The 15,843-nt window shown below is 65.1% G+C and carries 13 protein-coding genes and 1 pseudogene; 4 read left to right on the forward strand and 10 right to left on the reverse strand.

The features are described from left to right. Positions 1 to 22 precede the first annotated feature (22 nt). The 4 genes and pseudogenes from ELS24_RS12795 to ELS24_RS12810 form a co-directional block, all read right to left on the reverse strand. Positions 23 to 1,189, reverse strand: a complete 1,167-nt coding sequence (locus ELS24_RS12795) for an acyl-CoA dehydrogenase family protein (protein ID WP_050446573.1) — start codon at positions 1,187 to 1,189, stop codon at positions 23 to 25. Beyond that, on the reverse strand, positions 1,189 to 2,439 hold the full coding sequence (locus ELS24_RS12800) for a CaiB/BaiF CoA transferase family protein (protein WP_127184325.1): 1,251 nt from the start codon (positions 2,437 to 2,439) through the stop codon (positions 1,189 to 1,191). The genes ELS24_RS12795 and ELS24_RS12800 overlap by 1 nt, the downstream gene beginning before the upstream one ends. Further along, a pseudogene (locus ELS24_RS12805) lies at positions 2,417 to 3,390 on the reverse strand (Bug family tripartite tricarboxylate transporter substrate binding protein). The gene ELS24_RS12800 and the pseudogene ELS24_RS12805 overlap by 23 nt, the downstream one beginning before the upstream one ends. 67 nt (positions 3,391 to 3,457) lie before the next feature. Next, on the reverse strand, positions 3,458 to 3,874 hold the full coding sequence (locus ELS24_RS12810; RefSeq protein ID WP_050446587.1) for a cupin domain-containing protein: 417 nt from the start codon (positions 3,872 to 3,874) through the stop codon (positions 3,458 to 3,460). Between the two features lie 163 nt (positions 3,875 to 4,037). On the opposite strand from ELS24_RS12810, the gene folC reads away from it, so the two are divergent. The 4 genes from folC to purF are packed head-to-tail and all read left to right on the forward strand — an operon-like array spanning position 4,038 to position 8,283. Then, positions 4,038 to 5,348: a bifunctional tetrahydrofolate synthase/dihydrofolate synthase gene (gene folC, locus ELS24_RS12815; RefSeq protein WP_050446570.1), complete on the forward strand. Its 1,311-nt coding sequence runs from the start codon at positions 4,038 to 4,040 to the stop codon at positions 5,346 to 5,348. Positions 5,349 to 5,401: 53 nt separating this feature from the next. Continuing rightward, positions 5,402 to 6,244, forward strand: coding sequence for an SPOR domain-containing protein (locus tag ELS24_RS12820; protein WP_127184327.1), 843 nt, complete (start codon positions 5,402 to 5,404; stop codon positions 6,242 to 6,244). Continuing rightward, a complete protein-coding gene (locus ELS24_RS12825; RefSeq protein WP_050446568.1) occupies positions 6,244 to 6,732 on the forward strand; it encodes a CvpA family protein in 489 nt (162 codons plus the stop codon). The genes ELS24_RS12820 and ELS24_RS12825 overlap by 1 nt, the downstream gene beginning before the upstream one ends. A gap of 30 nt (positions 6,733 to 6,762) precedes the next feature. Continuing rightward, positions 6,763 to 8,283: an amidophosphoribosyltransferase gene (gene purF / locus ELS24_RS12830; protein ID WP_050446567.1), complete on the forward strand. Its 1,521-nt coding sequence runs from the start codon at positions 6,763 to 6,765 to the stop codon at positions 8,281 to 8,283. Between the two features lie 84 nt (positions 8,284 to 8,367). Here purF and dld read toward each other — a convergent pair whose 3' ends face one another. From dld to map, 6 genes are all read right to left on the reverse strand, one after another. Continuing rightward, positions 8,368 to 10,158 (reverse strand): D-lactate dehydrogenase, encoded by a 1,791-nt coding sequence (gene dld / locus ELS24_RS12835; protein WP_240669499.1) that lies wholly within the window; start codon positions 10,156 to 10,158, stop codon positions 8,368 to 8,370. A gap of 101 nt (positions 10,159 to 10,259) precedes the next feature. Beyond that, positions 10,260 to 10,781, reverse strand: coding sequence for a M48 metallopeptidase family protein (locus ELS24_RS12840; RefSeq protein WP_050446565.1), 522 nt, complete (start codon positions 10,779 to 10,781; stop codon positions 10,260 to 10,262). An 87-nt stretch (positions 10,782 to 10,868) separates the two neighbouring features. After that, positions 10,869 to 11,351 carry a disulfide bond formation protein B gene (locus tag ELS24_RS12845; RefSeq protein ID WP_127184328.1) on the reverse strand — a complete coding sequence of 161 codons (483 nt, stop codon included), beginning with the start codon at positions 11,349 to 11,351 and terminating at the stop codon, positions 10,869 to 10,871. 52 nt (positions 11,352 to 11,403) lie between these two features. After that, on the reverse strand, positions 11,404 to 12,117 hold the full coding sequence (locus ELS24_RS12850; RefSeq protein WP_050446563.1) for a MarC family protein: 714 nt from the start codon (positions 12,115 to 12,117) through the stop codon (positions 11,404 to 11,406). 104 nt (positions 12,118 to 12,221) lie between these two features. Continuing rightward, positions 12,222 to 14,828, reverse strand: coding sequence for a [protein-PII] uridylyltransferase (locus ELS24_RS12855; RefSeq protein WP_050446562.1), 2,607 nt, complete (start codon positions 14,826 to 14,828; stop codon positions 12,222 to 12,224). Positions 14,829 to 14,846: 18 nt separating this feature from the next. Continuing rightward, positions 14,847 to 15,668: a type I methionyl aminopeptidase gene (gene map, locus ELS24_RS12860; protein WP_050446561.1), complete on the reverse strand. Its 822-nt coding sequence runs from the start codon at positions 15,666 to 15,668 to the stop codon at positions 14,847 to 14,849. Positions 15,669 to 15,843 lie beyond the last annotated feature (175 nt).

Here is a 15,843-nt window from a genome sequence, read left to right on the forward strand (position 1 = left end):
GCGTCGCGCCCGGCGCGAACCCTCAGTAAGACTTCGGCAGGCCCAGCACCTTTTCCGCGATAAAGCACATGATCAGTTGCGGGCTTACCGGCGCGATGCGCGGAATGAAGCTTTCGCGCAGCAGCCGTTCCACATGGTATTCCTTGGCGTAGCCCATGCCGCCCAGCGTCATCACCGCCGTTTGGCAGGCGTTGTAGCCGGCTTCCGCCGCCAGGTATTTGGCCGTATTGGCATAGGGGCCGCAGGGCAGGCCCGCGTCGTACAGGCTGGCGGCCTTGAACACCATCAGGTCGGCGGCTTCCAACTGCATCCAGGCCTGCGCCAAGGGATGCTGGATGCCCTGGTTCTGGCCAATGGGGCGGCCGAACACCGTGCGTTCACCCGCGTATTTCACGGCGCGATCCAGCGCGGCGCGGCCAATGCCCACGGCTTCCGCCGCGATCAGGATGCGTTCGGGGTTCAGTCCGTGCAGGATATATTCAAACCCGCGGCCTTCTTCGCCGATGCGGTCGGCCACCGGAATGCGCAAACCATCAATGAACAGCATGTTCGAGTCCACGGCCTTGCGGCCCATTTTCTCGATTTCGCGCACTTCGATCTTCTCGCGGTCCAGATCGGTATAGAACAAGGACAGGCCCTGCGTGGGCTTGTCCACCTCGGACAGCGGGGTGGTGCGCGCCAGCAGCAGCATTTTGGTGGCGACCTGCGCGGTCGATATCCAGATCTTGCGGCCATGCACCACGTATTCGTCGCCTTGGCGCACCGCGCGGGTCGATAGCTTGGTGGTGTCCAGGCCAGCATCGGGTTCGGTCACGGCAAAGCAGGCCTTCTCGCGCCCGGCGATCAGCGGTTCCAGCCAGCGGCCGCGCTGCTCGTCGGTGCCGAACACCACCACGGGGTTCAGCCCGAAGATATTCATGTGCACGGCGGATGCGCCGGTAAAGCCCGCGCCGGACGCGGCGATGGTCTGCATCATCAGCGCCGCTTCGGTCATGCCCAGGCCCGCGCCGCCATATTCCGGCGGCATCGCAATGCCCAGCCAGCCGTCGCGGGCCAGGTCGGCGTGCAGCGGTTCGGGAAAACCGCCTTCGCGGTCGCGTTCCAGCCAGTATTCATCGGGGTAGCGGTCGCAGATGCGCGACACGGCGTCGCGCAGCGCCAATTGCTCGGGGGTAAAGGCAAAGTCCATCAGTCGTTTCCATCCTGGGTAATGCCGCGGGCGACCAGCGCGTCGATCCGGGCGTCGTCGTAGCCGGCTTGCGCCAGCACCTCGCGGCTGTGCTCCCCCAGCCGGGGGGCGGGCCGGCGCAGGGACGTGGGCGTGCCTTGGTAATGGCCCAGCGGCGCGGGGGTGCGCAGGGGGCCTTCGCTGGGGTGATCCACATGGCGGATGAAGTCGGTGGCCACCAGGTGTTCGTCCACCAGCAGGTCGTCCACCGTGTAGAGCTGCGACGCGGGGATATCCGCGCGGGCCAGGGCGTCCAGCCACTCCTGCGTGGGGCGGGTGCGGATCACGTCGGCCACATAGGCGTAGACCTCGCCGATGTGCGCCGCCCGCGCGCCGTGCGTGCAAAAGCGAGGATCTTCGGCCAACTCGGGCTGGCCGATCAGGTCAAAGAAGTTGCGCCAGTGTTTGTCGTTGTAGATCAACAGGCAAAGGTAGCCATCGGCCGTGGCGTAGGGCCGGCGATGGGGCGCCAGCAGGCGCGCGTAGCCGGTCGGGCCCATGGGCGGCTCGAACGTCGCGCCGCCCAGGTGGTCGCCCAGCACCAGGTGGGCCATGCCTTCAAACATGGGGATTTCCACCTGCTGGCCACGCCCCGTCGTTTTGGCGTGCAGCACGGCCGACACCAGGGCAATGGCCACATGCAGGCCCACGGCCCGGTCGGCCAGCGTCAGCGGCGCGTAGCGGGGCACGTCGCCGCTTTGCTGGGCCGACAGGGCGGCAATGCCCGTCTGCCCCTGGATCAGGTCGTCATAGGCGGGCCGGCCGGCGTACGGGCCGGCTTCGCCAAACCCGTAGGCGCCCAGGTAGACGATGTGCGGGTTGCGCGCCGCCACCGTGTCATAAGACAGCCCCAGCCTGGCCATGGCCTGCGGCCGGATGTTGTAGAGCAGGGCGTCGCAGCTTTCGGCCAGCTTCAGGCAGGCCTCAAGCCCTTCGGGCGTCTTCAGGTCCAGCACGATGGACCGCTTGTTGCGGTTCAGGTGCAGGTACAGGTGGCCCATGCCGGGATTGCGCATGGGCCCCACGGCCCGCATGTTGTCGCCCGCGGGCGATTCCACCTTGATCACATCGGCGCCCAGGTCCGCCAGCGTCTGCGTGGCGTAGGGGCCCATCACGACCGAGCTCAGGTCCAGGATGCGCACGCCGGCCAGCGGGCCGGCTGGCGTGGCGTCAGGGGCGGGGGGAATGTCATTGCTGTTCGATTCCTGCATCTTTGATCAGCTTGCCCCACAGCGTGCGCTGCTCGCTGACGAACTGCGCGAAGGCTTCCGGGGTGCTGGAAAAGGCGTCAAAGCCCAGGCCCGCCAAGCGCTTCTTGACCTCGGGCTTGGCCACTACCTGGTTGATGGCGGCGTTCAGCTTCGCCACCACTTCGGGCGGCAGGCCGGCCGGGCCGAAATAGCCGTTCCAGGAATTCAGGTCGAAGTCCTTCACGCCGGCCTCGGCCATGGAGGGCAGGTCGGGCACGATGACGCTGCGTTCGGCGGTGGACACGGCCAGGGCGCGCAATTGGCCCGACTGCACAAAGGGCAGGCCGGAAGCCAGGTCGGTGAACATGAAGTCCACCTGGCCGCCCACCACGTCGGTCAGGCCTTGCGGGGTGCCTTTGTAGGGAATGTGCAGCAGGTCGATACCGGCGCGGTTGGCCAGCGTGGCGCCGGCGACGATGCCGGTGCTGTTGCCGCTGGCGTAGGTGATGCGGCCCGGGTTTTTCTTGGCGTCGGCCACCAGCTCACCCACGTTCTTCCAGGGGCGCTTGGGGTTCACGACCAGGATGAAGGGCAGGTTGCCGCCGCGCGCGATGGGGGTGAAGTCCTTGACCGGGTCATAGGGCACGTTCTTCATCAGCCAGGGCGCGGCCGAATGCGAGGTGTTGGTGGTGACGAAGAGCGTGTAGCCGTCGGGCTTGGCGCGCGCCACGTAGTTGGCCGCGATGGTGGCGTTGGCGCCCGGCTTGTTCTCGACGACGATCTGTTGGCCCAGGATGGCGGACAGTTCAGATCCGAATATCCGGCCCACCGCATCGGTGCCCGAGCCCGCCGGGAAGGGCACGATCAGGGTGATGGGCTTGTTGGGGTAGTCGGACGCCGCCTGGGCGATGGGGCGGCCATCAAGGCCGCGCCGCTGATCAGGGCGGCGCTAAGCAAACGGAAAGGGTGCATGGGGTTGTCTCCAGGTTTATAGGGAATTCAGGCGCGGCTCTGCGTCCGCTGCCTGCGCCGCCGGGGGTCAGGCGGCGGGCGGTGGCGCCGGAAAGTCCCGGATCACGCGATCCGGGGATTCTTCATACGGGGGGGTGTAAATCACCAACAGCCTGGCGGGCTCGTCGCTGGTCACGGTAAAAACGTGGGGCACGTCGGGCGGGAAGTAACAGCAGTCGCCCGCCACCATGTCGGCTGTTTCGTCGGCCACCTGCGCGCGCGCGGTGCCCGACAGCAGATAGCAAACTTGCTCAATGCCCGGGTGCGCATGCGGCAGCGCGCCCTGGCCTTTTTCGATGACGCCCAGCAACACTTCCACGCCGCGCGAGCCCACGGTGTCGGGACCGATCAGACGGCGGTTCAAGGTGCCAGTGTGATTGGCGGGGTGATAGCCGGGCACCTCGGCTTCGCGGACCAGCCAGCGGGGGGAAGTTGCTTGCGTCATGTTCATCCATCTAAATTTTCATACATAAATTTATTTTCACGTATGAGAAAAACGTCGGCAAGCGATTTTTCAGCTGGGATACTGTGTCGCGCTCTAGGGGATTAGGGAAAACACCGTGCGCGGACTGCTAAAATCTCGCGCTGATCTTCTTTCACGGCCCGCCATGTCTTCCGTTTGTCCGCCTGACGCCTCCGCCACGTTGTCTGATTGGTTGCAATACCTGGAATCCATCCACGCCACCGCCATCGACATGGGCCTGGACCGCGTGCGCGAAGTGGCCACGCGCATGGGGCTGGAACTCTCGGGCGTGAAATTCGTTGTGGGTGGCACCAACGGCAAGGGATCCACCTGTGCCATGTTGGAAGCCATGTTGCTGGCGGCCGGCTACAAGGTGGGGCTGTACACGTCGCCGCACCTGATCGACTTCAATGAACGCGCCCGCGTCAACGGCCAGATTGCCTCGGACGGCGACCTGATCGCCCAGTTCCAGGCCGTCGAGGCGGCACGTGGCGAGGTCTCGCTGACCTACTTCGAATTCACCACGCTGGCCATCCTGCGCCTGTTTTCGCAAACGCGCCTGGATGCAATCGTGCTGGAAGTGGGCCTGGGCGGCCGCCTGGATGCCGTCAACATCGTCGACGCCGATTGCGCCATCGTCACCAGCGTTGATCTTGACCACACCGACTGGCTGGGCGATACCCGGGAAAAAATCGGCTTCGAGAAAGCCCACATCTACCGCGCCGGCCGGCCCGCCATCTGCAGCGATCCGGTTCCGCCGCAATCGCTGTTGGATCACGTGGAGAAAATCGGCGCGGATCTCTGGCTGTTCGGACGCGACTACAACTATTCCGGTGACCGCCAGCAATGGGCGTATGGTGGGCGCGAACAGCGCCGCAGCGCGCTGGCCTATCCGGCGCTGCGCGGCGCCAACCAATTGCTGAACGCGTCCGCCGCGCTGGCCGCCCTGGAATCCGTGCGCGACCGGCTGCCGGTGCAACAGCAGGCGGTTCGCCTGGGGCTGCTGCAGGCGTCGTTGCCAGGCCGCTTCCAGATTCTGCCGGGCCAGCCCTCAGTGATTCTTGACGTGGCGCATAACCCGCATGCAGCGGCCGTGCTGGCGCAGAACCTGGACAACATGGGCTTCCATCCCTACACCCACGCGGTGTTCGGCATGCTGAACGACAAGGACCTGGCTGGTGTCGTGGCCAAGCTGGGTACCCGCATCGACCACTGGTATTGCGCGGGCCTGCCCGGGCCGCGCGGCATGTCGGGCCAAGCGCTGGCCGACAAGGTCGCCGCGGCCTTGCCGCCATCACCCGCCGGAGCTGAAAGCCCCAGCATCGCCGCCTTTGAAAATCCCGCCCAGGCCTATGCCGCGGCGCGCGAGCGGGCGGTCGAGAATGATAGAATCGTCGTGTTTGGGTCGTTTCTCACCGTGGCCTCGGTTTTGCAGGCACTGGGTCGCAAGGCATAGGCAAAAACGGGCATGGCGGCCCGCCGCCACATTGCCGCAAGGAATTCTCTTCCATGGGTTTTTTCAATCGCAAAGATCCTGCCGACCAGGCGCAGTCCTCCAAACGGGCGGCAGTGCCTAGCGAGGTTCAGGCTGCGGAGCTGCGCGGCCGTGCGCGGCGCAGGTTGGCAGGCGCCGTTGCCCTGGTGCTGGCGGCTGTCATCATTCTGCCCATGGTGCTTGATTCGCAGCCCGTGCCGGTTGCCGACAACATTCCCATCCGCGTGCCGGAACGCAACACGCCGTTCCAACCCCAGGTGAGCGAGCCGCAAGCGGCGCCCCAGTTGGGAGGCGCGACGGTTGCAGGTAACGGCGCCACTCCCGCGGATTCCTCCGTGCCGACGCCGCCCCCCGTTACATCAACGCCGTCAACCCCGCCCACGACTTCCGCACCGCCCGAGTCGGCAGCCCCGCACACGACCACGGTGCAGGTGACGCCGCCGCTCGTGGCGCCCAAGCCTGAAGCCAAACCCAAGCCCGAAGCCAAGCCCGAGGCGAAGCCCGAATCCAAGCCGGCTCCCAAGCCCGACACGCGCTCCGACGACGGCGCGCGTGCGCTGGCGCTGTTGGAAGGGCGTGCCGCGCCGGCCGCCGCCGCGCCGGCGCCCAAGCCTGCCGCCAAGGGCAATTTTGTGTTGCAGATCGCGGCATACACCACGTCGGAAGACGCCCAGTCGCGCCGCGCCAAGCTGCACCAGGCAGGCGTGACCAACGCATTTGTGGAACAAGCCACCATCAGTGGCAAACAGCAGTACCGTCTGCGTGTGGGGCCGTTCCCCTCGCGCGAGGCGGCGCAGGCGGCCCAGGCGCGGTTGCGCACCTTGGGCTATGACAATGGTTTTATTGCCGCCCAATAGTGACCGGCTTCGACTTCGTCGTGCTGGCCATCCTGGTGGTCTCGGGTGTGCTGGGCCTGGTGCGCGGCCTGCTCAAAGAGGTGCTGTCGCTGGTCGCCTATCTGCTGGCCTTCGTGGCCGCGATATGGTGGGGCCCCACGGTGTATACGTGGCTTGAGCCCTATATTGAAACGACGCTGCTGCGCATGGGAGTCTCATACGCCGTGGTGTTCATCCTAGTGCTGCTCGGTGTGGGTTTGGTCAACATGACGCTAGCCGCCTTGATCCGCAGTACCGGACTCAGCCCCGCCGATCACGGCTTGGGCGGTATGTTCGGGCTGGCCCGTGGTCTCGTGATCGTGCTGGCCTTGGTGGCCGCTGCCGGCTATACGCCGCTACCCCAAGAGCCGTGGTGGAAGGACGCCATGTTTTCGCATTCGGCCATCGAGGCCATCAAACATATCAAAACGTGGCTGCCGCCGTCTTTGGCGACTTGGCTGCCGTATTGATTAGCTTCAAATCAACCAGGAAATCTCACCATGTGTGGAATCGTAGGGGTCATCGGGCGCGGGCCGGTCAACCAGCTGCTCTATGACAGCTTGCTGCTGTTGCAGCATCGCGGGCAGGACGCCGCGGGCATCGCGACGTCGCAAGGCAACCAATTCAATATGTACAAGGCTCACGGCCTGGTGCGCGACGTCTTCCGTACGCGCAACATGCGTTCGTTGCCGGGTACGTCCGGCGTCGGCCAGGTCCGCTATCCCACCGCGGGCTCCAGCGCCAGCGAGGAAGAGGCCCAGCCGTTCTACGTCAACGCGCCGTTCGGCATCATGTTTGCCCACAACGGCAACCTGACCAACTGGCGTGAACTGCGTGAATCGCTCTACCGCGTCGACCGCCGCCACATCAACACGAATTCCGATTCCGAAGTGCTGCTGAACGTGCTGGCGCACGAGCTGCAATCGTCGGCCAACGGCGTGTCGCTGGACGACGACGCGATCTTCCGCGCCGTGTCGGCGCTGCACAAGCGCGTGCGCGGCGCCTATGCCGTGGTGGCGCAGATTTCCGGTTACGGCCTGCTGGCGTTCCGCGATCCGAACGGTATCCGCCCCTTGTGTATCGGCCGCATGGAAACCGACGAAGGCGTTGAGTGGATGGTGGCCTCGGAATCGGTGGCGTTGGAAGGCAGCGGTTTTGTCTTCGTGCGCGACGTCGAACCCGGCGAAGCCGTGTTCGTCGACCTGGACGGCCGTTTCGTCAGCCGTCAGTGCGCGGAAAACCCGCAACTGGTGCCGTGTATTTTCGAATACGTGTACTTCGCGCGTCCGGATTCGCTGATCGACGGCGTGTCGGTCTACGACGCCCGCCTGCGCATGGGTGAATACCTGGCCGACAAGGTCGCGCGCAACATGCGCCTGGGTGACATCGACGTCGTCATGCCGATTCCGGATTCCTCGCGTCCGGCCGCGATGCAGTTGGCCGCCCGCCTGAACCTCGACTACCGCGAAGGGCTCATCAAGAACCGCTACGTGGGCCGCACCTTCATCATGCCGGGCCAGGCCGTGCGCCGTAAGTCCGTGCGCCAGAAGCTCAATGCCATCGGCATGGAGTTCAAGGGCAAGAACGTGCTGCTGGTTGATGACTCCATCGTGCGTGGCACCACCAGCCGCGAAATCGTCGACATGGCGCGCGCGGCCGGCGCCAACAAGGTGTACTTTGCCTCCGCCGCGCCTCCGGTCCGTTTCCCGAACGTGTATGGCATCGACATGCCCACGCAATCGGAACTGATCGCCACGGGCCGCAGCGACGAGGAAATCGCCCGCGCCATTGGCGCCGATTCGCTGATCTACCAGGATCTGTCCGACATGCAGCAATCGGTGCGTGACCTGAACCCCAAGATGACCCGCTTCGAAGCCTCGTGCTTTGATGGCGAATACATCACGGGCGACATCACCGCCGAATACCTGGCGCGCCTGGGCCAGTCGCGCGCCGAACCCGGCCAGGACGAAGGCGCAAGCGGCCTGCAATTCAACATGGGCTACGCCGCCAACGACGCCTGACCCTTCAGGGCAAGGCTTCAAGAAAAATGCCGTTCACGCGAGTGAACGGCATTTTTTTCTGCACGCCCGCCTTGCTGATGGGGGCTATCTTGTCCCCGGGGCGTCGGCGGCATCGGCATCGGCATCGGTGTTGACGCCGTAGGCGGCCGGCATGCCTTGTTGCCCGCAGCACGCGCCCCAGTTCAGCAGCTTCGAGGTGTGCCCGATGCCCGGGTTGAACGTGTTGGTGGGGTCCAGGTCCCGATAGAACGCGGTCAATGCCGGCTTGGCCACATACAAGTGGCCCACGTTGTGCTCGGCGGGATACTCCGCCTGCCGCGCGTCCAGCAATGCCCACATGCGATGCTCCATCGCGATCGGGTCGACCCCTTTGCGCACGATGTAGTCCTGGTGGAACACATGGCAGAAGAAATGGCCGTAATAGAGCTTGTGGACGATATCGCGTTTCATGTCGGCGGGCAGCGTCTCGACCCAGTCGCGGTCGTTGCGGCGCAGCGCGATGTCCAGCGGCACAATGTCCTCGACCGATGCGCGATGGGTGTCGCGATAGCGTATGGCTGCGCCCGCGATGGCAAAGCGATGCAGGAAGGCTTTGCGTCCTTCTTCGGCATCGCATTCAAAGAACGCCGCATCCGCGCGCTCCGCGAAATGCTTCGTCAAGAAGGCGCGCGCGGCGTCGGCCGTATCGTTGGACACCCGCAGCAGCAGGTGGTGTTCGTAGCGGTCGCGGTAATCGCGCATGCGGCGGGGCAGGTGATTCGGCAGCAACGTCACAACGGCCTGTATCGCGCGGTCGACCAAGCCGGGCAGGCCCAGCCGTTCAGCAATGCCGTCCATCCGGCTCTTGATGGCGAACGCCTTCGGCACGCGCGCCGTACCCAGTTTGTCGATCAGCAAAAACACGTCCTTGCCATAGCGCGCGCCGATGTCGAACGCATCGCGATGGATGTATTCGCCCGCGATCGGCAGCCGCGGCAGCTTGGCCAGCAGTTCGCGGCGTACGGCGGTCAGGTCGTCGGGCAGGTTGCTGCCGATATAAAACACTGTGCTGGGTTCGCGCTCGAATGTGTCCAGCCGCACCGCGAACAGGCAGACGCGGCCGGCCGAACCCGATGCTTCGTACAGGCGCGAGGGGTCGGCGTTGAAGCGGGCGGGCGTGGGCTCGTCGATCTGGCGCACATGCTGCGCGTAGTGCGGATCCGACGCCGCGCCCACGTCATCGCGGATGTCGTCCGGGCCATATTGCCCAGCCTGCAAACGGGTCAGGATCTCTTCGGGCGTAGCGCCCAGTTCAATGCCCAAGTGGTTCACCAGGCTGAGCGAACCGTCGTCGCCCACGCGCGCGTACAAGGCCAGTTCGGTGTAGGCGGGGCCGCGCCGCATCAGCGCGCCGCCCGAGTTATTGCACACCCCGCCCAACACGGACGCCCCGATGCAAGACGAGCCGATCACCGAATGCGGCTCGCGCCCCAGCGGCGCCAGGGCCTGTTCCAGCCGGTCCAGCGTGGCGCCGGGAAGGCAAACCACTTGCTTGCCATCGCGGATCACCTGGATACCCGGAATGCGCAGCGTGCTGATCAGCACGATCTCGCGGTCATATTGATCGCCGTCGGGCGTGGAGCCTCCGGTCAGGCCCGTATTGGCCGCCTGCATGATGACGATGCGGCCGGATTGCACTACGGCCTGCAGCACGCGCCACTGTTCCAGCAAGGTGCCGGGCCGCACCACGGCAAGGACGCGGCCTTCACCAGTGCGATGGCCCCTGCAAAAGCGGCGCGTGGCCGAATCGCTGGTCAGTACCTGGGCGGGGCCGACCACGGCGCGCAGTTGCGCCAGCAGGGCGGCGCCCTCGGTCATGTTGGACGAAAGCGTCATGGTAGGGGGGGGCAGGGCCGGATTCGGCGAAGGTTCCAGGGCGGGCGAGGCGTCGCGCGCGGGGCCATGATACCGAAGATTCAAGCGGGGACGGCGGCCCGTCAGCCCTTGGGCGCCCACAGCGATTCGCGCGTGGCCTCCAGGTGCGTCAGGTACAGGCGCAGATCGAATTCGTATTGGTGGTAGTGCGGTTCCATGCGCAGGCACAGGTTGTAGAAGGCCTTGTTGTGGTCCTTCTCTTTCAGGTGCGCCAATTCGTGCACGGTGATCATCTTCAGGAATTCGGCCGGCACGGTCTTGAACAGCGTCGCCACCCGGATCTCGTGCTTGGCGCGCAGCTTGCCGCCCTGCACGCGCGAAATGTAGGTGTGCTGGCCCAGGGCATGCTGGATCACATGGATCTTGCTGTCGTAGGTGACTTTATTGATCAGGTCGCCGTTGCGCAGATACGTGTTCTTCAGGTCCGTCACGTACTGGTAGAGCGCGCGGTCTGTGCGGATATCGTGCGGGCCGTCGGGGTAGCGCGACAGCAGGGCCGCGCCCAGCTTGCCACGTTCAAGCAGCGTTTGGGCCTGGGCGAGCAGCGGTTCCGGATAGCCGGTCAGGTATTTCAGGGTAGTCACAGCAGGGAAAGAACTTCCGCGCGGCCGCGCCGCCTTATGGGGGGCGCAACCGGCGCGGTGTTGTCGGGCGCGCGCCCGCGATTGAGTTCAGGCTCGGGCGCGGCCGAAGACGACGGGCAGCGCCATGAAGAACAAGACCACGAAGAGCGCCAGGCTCCACAAGGCGTATTCAATGCCCAGCACCGGCACCTTGGCGTCCATGCAAGTGGCGAAAATACCGAACAGCCACGGCACGTTGCCTTCCAGGCCGATGCCGGTCATGAAGCGGTCGGCAAAGGTCTGGTCGCACGACAGCATGTTGGCCGCCACGCTGTACTGGTACCAGGCCGCCACCACGCCCGACAGCGACAGCAGCGCCGCCAGCGCGCCGGCGATGCGGGTCAACGCCCGGCCGCCGCCAAAGCCACCAATCAGCGCCACCACGCCGATGACCAGATAGATCAAGCGTTGCAGCACGCACCACGCGCACGGCGGCATATCGAAAACGTGTTGGGAAATCAGGGCCACGCCAACGGCGCCGAAGCAAAGCAGGGCAATCAGGCGAAGCAGGCGTTCAGAGCGGGTAGTCATTTTTTAACTTGTTTTGAGATTGATCGATGCGGGCGTGCGGCCCGGCCAACGCTTAGGCCTTGGGAACCGGAATTGGTTGCATCACCTGCGTCAACAAACCCAGCATCAGGTCGCGCGCGCCTTCCCAGAAGATCTGCACGCCCAGGCACAGCATGATGAACGCCGACAGCCGCATGAACACGGCCGTGCCGTTGTCGCCCAGGCGGTGCAGCATCTGGGCGGCAAAGCGCAGGCAGACATAAAGGGTCAGGGACACCGCGATGATGCCCGGGATGGAGCCGCCCAGCCGCACCAGGCTCAGCACATGGTTCTGGTCGCGCAAGGACACGCCCACGGTGATGGCGGCGGCGATGGAGCCCGGGCCGCAACTGATGGGAAACGTCAGCGGGTAGAACGCGCGCGCCTTCGCCATTTCGGGCGTGAACGATTCGGCCATGCGCGCCACGCGCTCGGTGTCGGCGTCGGGCGAATTCACCAACCGCCAGGCACTGGCAATCACCAGCATGCCGCCGCCCACGCGCACGATGGACAAGGAAATGCCGAAGAAGCTGAGCAGCACGTTGCCGGCCACCATGGCGACGATCAGCATCAGGCAGACATTGACCGCCACCCGTTTGGCCAGCACCACGCGCGTGGCCGACGAGGCGCCTTCGGTCAGCGACAGGAAGATCGGCGCAATGGCAGGCGGGTTCAGGAAGGGCAGCAGGGTGGCCAGCGCAAAGAAGAAGCTGCCACCGAAGACGCGCAGATAGTCGTTAAGCTGCATGGGAGCGGGTATCGCCTGGCCGAAAACCCGGATTGTATGCGGTTCGGGCGCGGGTTGGTGACCCGATCAGGTCACCCGATCAGGCGACCTGATCACCGCCTCGATTACGCAACGCGCTGTTGCGCCTCGTCGCCGGCCAGCGCATCCAGGATGTCGCGTTCGAACTGCATCTGGATGCGGGGGCGCGCCAGCGCCGACCCATCCACGATGAACACGTCTTCCACGCGGTCGCCCAGCGTCATGATCTTGGCCATCAGCAGGTTGATCTCGTGCTGGGCGAATACGCGCGCCAGCGCGTGCAGCAGGCCAGGGCGGTCGGTGGCGGTAACCGACAAGCGCCACGACGTGCTGCGTTCGTCCGGCTGCAGCTCGGCTTGCGGCATGACCGGGAACACGCGCGACACGCGCGATTGCCGGTTGCGCCCGTAGTAGCCGCCGCGGCTGGGCTGCGCCTGAGCGGCGGCGTGCGGGTCTTTCAAGCGTTCGGCCAGTTCGTGTTCCACCAGCGTGGCCTGGGCGCGCAGGTCGCTGGCGCCTTCTGGCAGCAGCACAATAAAACTGTCCAGCGCCCAGCCGTGGCGCGTGGTGTGGATGCGCGCGTCTTGAATCGACAGGTTCTTGGCGTCGAAGTAGCCGCAGATGGCCACGAAAAGGTCCGGCGCATCGCGCGTATAGACCATGATCTGCAGGCCTTCGCCTTGCTCGGTGGGGCGGGCCTTGACCACCGCCTGGGTGGGCGCCACCTGGTGATACAGGTGGCGCGTGTGCCAGGCAATGTCCGAGGCGTCGTGGCGCAGGAAGTAGGCCACGTCCAACTGGTTCCAGAAGGCTTCGCGGGCGTCGTCGCGCAGGCCGGCCAGGCGTGTCAGGCGGGCCGCTTCTTCCTTGCGCTCGGTCAGCACCGTGTGGGCGTCGGCATGGGCGCCGCCCAGTGCGGCCAGGGTCAGCTTGTACAGGTCTTCCAGCAGCTTGCCCTTCCAGGCGTTCCAGACCTTGGGGCTGGTGCCGCGAATGTCGGCCACCGTCAGCAGGTAGAGCGCCGTCAGATGGCGCTCGTCTTTCACCGTGGCGGCGAAATCCTGCACGACGGCCGGGTCGGACAGGTCGCGCTTTTGCGCCACGGCCGACATCAGCAGATGCTGGCGCACCAGGAATTCCACCAGTTTGGCGTCTTCGGGATCCATGCCGTGGTCTTGCGCGAACTTGCGCACTTCGCGGGCGCCGAGTTCGGAGTGGTCGCCGCCGCGGCCCTTGGCGATGTCGTGAAACAGCGCCGCCACGTACAGCAGCCAGTGGCGATCCAGCCCAGCAATCAATTGGCTGGCCAGCGGGTATTCCTGGGCATGCTCGGGCATGGTGAAGCGGCGCAGGTTGCGCACCACGGCCAGCGTGTGCTGGTCCACCGTGTAGGCGTGAAACAGGTCGTGCTGCATCTGGCCCACAATGCGGCGGAACACCGGCAGGTAGCGGGGCAGGATGTTCAGCATGGTCATGCGCCGCAGTTCGTGCACGATGCCGCGCGGCTGCTGCAGGATCTGTAGAAACAGCCTGCGGTTGACCGGGTTGCGGCGGAACTGCGCGTCGATGCGATGGCGCGAATGCCAGATGGCGCGCAATGTGCGCGCCGACATGCCGGTGAGTTCGGGGCGTTGCTGCATCACCAGGAAGGCGCGCAGCAGCAACGTGGGATTGCGTTCGAAGCCGTCGTCGCGAATGATGTCCAGGCGGTCGCGCAGGTTGCGGAAATCGTCGTCGATGTCGCGCGCGTCGCTATCGGGGCGCGGGAACAGCCTTTCTTCGATGTTCTGCACCAGGATGCCGTTCAACTGCGTCACCAGCCGCGCGGCCCAGTAGTAGCGCTGCATCAGCAGTTCGCTGCCGCGCCGCGTGGCGGTAGCGTGGATGCCGTAGACCTCGGCCAGCGCCGGCTGCAGATCGAACAGCACGCGGTCTTCGCGGCGCTTCGACAGCAGGTGCAGCTCGATGCGCAAGCGCTTGAAGGCTTGTTCGGCCTTGCGCAGGTCGCGCGCTTCAGAAGAGGTCAGCAGCCCCGCCTGCGCCACCGAGCGCCAACTATTGCCAAAGCCCGCGGCACGCGCCATCCACAGAATGACTTGCAGGTCGCGCAAGCCGCCGGGCGATTCCTTGCAATTCGGTTCCAGCGCGTAGGGCGTGTCGTGATAGCGCGCATGGCGCTGCTGCATCTCGACCCGCTTGGCGCGGAAGAAGGCGCGTGGATCCAGCCGCGACTTGGTCGCGGCATCGAACTTGCGCATCAGGATGCGGCTGCCCGCCAGCCAGCGCGATTCCAGCAGCGCCGTTTCCACGGTGATGTCGGCATCGGCCTCGCGTTCGCAGTCTTCAATGGTGCGCACGCTGTGGCCGGGTTCCAGGCCCAGGTCCCACAGCGAGGCCACCAGCCGTTCAATGGCGGATTCCTCTTCGGGTGTGGGGGCGTGCGGCAGCAGGATCAGCAGGTCAACGTCGGAATGCGGGTAAAGTTCGCCCCGGCCATAACCGCCCACCGCCGCCAGCGTGGCGCCCAGGGGTAGCGGGCAATGCTTGACCAGGTCGCGCAGCGCGGCGTCCACGATGCGCCGCAATTCAGACAGCAGCGTATCCGGGCGCTCGTGCTCGCGGAACTGGGTTACCGCGGCGCGTCGGGCTTGCTGAATGCGTTCACGCAGGGAACTGAGGAATTCGGCGGTCATGGGGCGGGCGGCGGAGCCTTACACGGCGGGAATGACGATGGGCTCTTTGATGAAAGCGGGCGGCGGCGGCATGCCAGGCGACAGTGTCAGCACTTCGTAGCCGGTATCGGTCACGCAGACGGCATGTTCCCACTGGGCCGACAGGCTGTGATCGCGGGTCACGACCGTCCAGCCATCGGCAAGCTGGCGAATTTCGCGGCGGCCGGCGTTGATCATGGGTTCGATGGTGAACAACATACCCGTCACCAATTTCACGCCCGTGCCCGGCTTGCCATAGTGCAGCACCTGCGGATCTTCATGGAAACGCTGGCCGATGCCGTGGCCGCAGAATTCGCGCACCACCGAAAAGCCGTTGGATTCCGCGTGCTTCTGGATGGCGTTGCCCACGTCGCCCAGGGTGGCGCCGTTTTTCACCTGCTGGATTCCCTTCCACATGCATTCGAAGGTGATCTCGGTCAGGCGGCGCGACAAGATGGACTGTTCGCCCACGGCGTACATGCGGCTGGTGTCGCCGAACCAGCCGTCTTTGATGATGGTGACGTCGATATTGAGCGAGTCCCCGTTTTTCAGCACCTTGTCGCCCGGAACCCCGTGGCAGACCTGGTGGTTCACCGACGTACAGATGGCGCCGGTGAAGGGCGGGTAGCCGGGCGGGGCGTAGCCCACCGTGGCGGACTTGACCTTCAATTCGTCAGTCAGGTATTCCAGGCACAGGCGGTCCAGCTCGCCGGTGGTGACGCCCGGTTTCACGTAAGGAGTGATGAAATCGAGAACTTTGGCGGCGTCCTGGCAGGCGGCGCGCATCTTGGCCAGGTCGGCCGGATTGGTAATTGTGCCCATGGAGTAACTTGACGATCTCTCGCTTGAATGTCTGCTTGAAAGAATAGTAGAATTATAGGCTTCCCTAAAATTTTGGGGAGCAATCGGGTTACGGCAAGAGCCGATCCCGCGAAGGTAGGACGAAAACTAAAGTCCACTTTCTCAAGGCCATTTCATTGGCCCACCGATTTGTTTC

Source organism: Achromobacter spanius (genome assembly GCF_003994415.1).
Classification (GTDB): domain Bacteria; phylum Pseudomonadota; class Gammaproteobacteria; order Burkholderiales; family Burkholderiaceae_B; genus Achromobacter; species Achromobacter spanius_C.

Coding starts and splice junctions, on each gene's coding strand:
- ELS24_RS12795 (WP_050446573.1), bottom strand. CDS start 1,189: ATGGACTTTGCCTTTACCCCCGAGCAATTGGCGCTGCGCGACGCCGTG.
- ELS24_RS12800 (WP_127184325.1), bottom strand. CDS start 2,439: ATGCAGGAATCGAACAGCAATGACATTCCCCCCGCCCCTGACGCCACG.
- ELS24_RS12810 (WP_050446587.1), bottom strand. CDS start 3,874: ATGACGCAAGCAACTTCCCCCCGCTGGCTGGTCCGCGAAGCCGAGGTG.
- folC (WP_050446570.1), top strand. CDS start 4,038: ATGTCTTCCGTTTGTCCGCCTGACGCCTCCGCCACGTTGTCTGATTGG.
- ELS24_RS12820 (WP_127184327.1), top strand. CDS start 5,402: ATGGGTTTTTTCAATCGCAAAGATCCTGCCGACCAGGCGCAGTCCTCC.
- purF (WP_050446567.1), top strand. CDS start 6,763: ATGTGTGGAATCGTAGGGGTCATCGGGCGCGGGCCGGTCAACCAGCTG.
- dld (WP_240669499.1), bottom strand. CDS start 10,158: ATGACGCTTTCGTCCAACATGACCGAGGGCGCCGCCCTGCTGGCGCAA.
- ELS24_RS12845 (WP_127184328.1), bottom strand. CDS start 11,351: ATGACTACCCGCTCTGAACGCCTGCTTCGCCTGATTGCCCTGCTTTGC.
- ELS24_RS12850 (WP_050446563.1), bottom strand. CDS start 12,117: ATGCAGCTTAACGACTATCTGCGCGTCTTCGGTGGCAGCTTCTTCTTT.
- ELS24_RS12855 (WP_050446562.1), bottom strand. CDS start 14,828: ATGACCGCCGAATTCCTCAGTTCCCTGCGTGAACGCATTCAGCAAGCC.
- map (WP_050446561.1), bottom strand. CDS start 15,668: ATGGGCACAATTACCAATCCGGCCGACCTGGCCAAGATGCGCGCCGCC.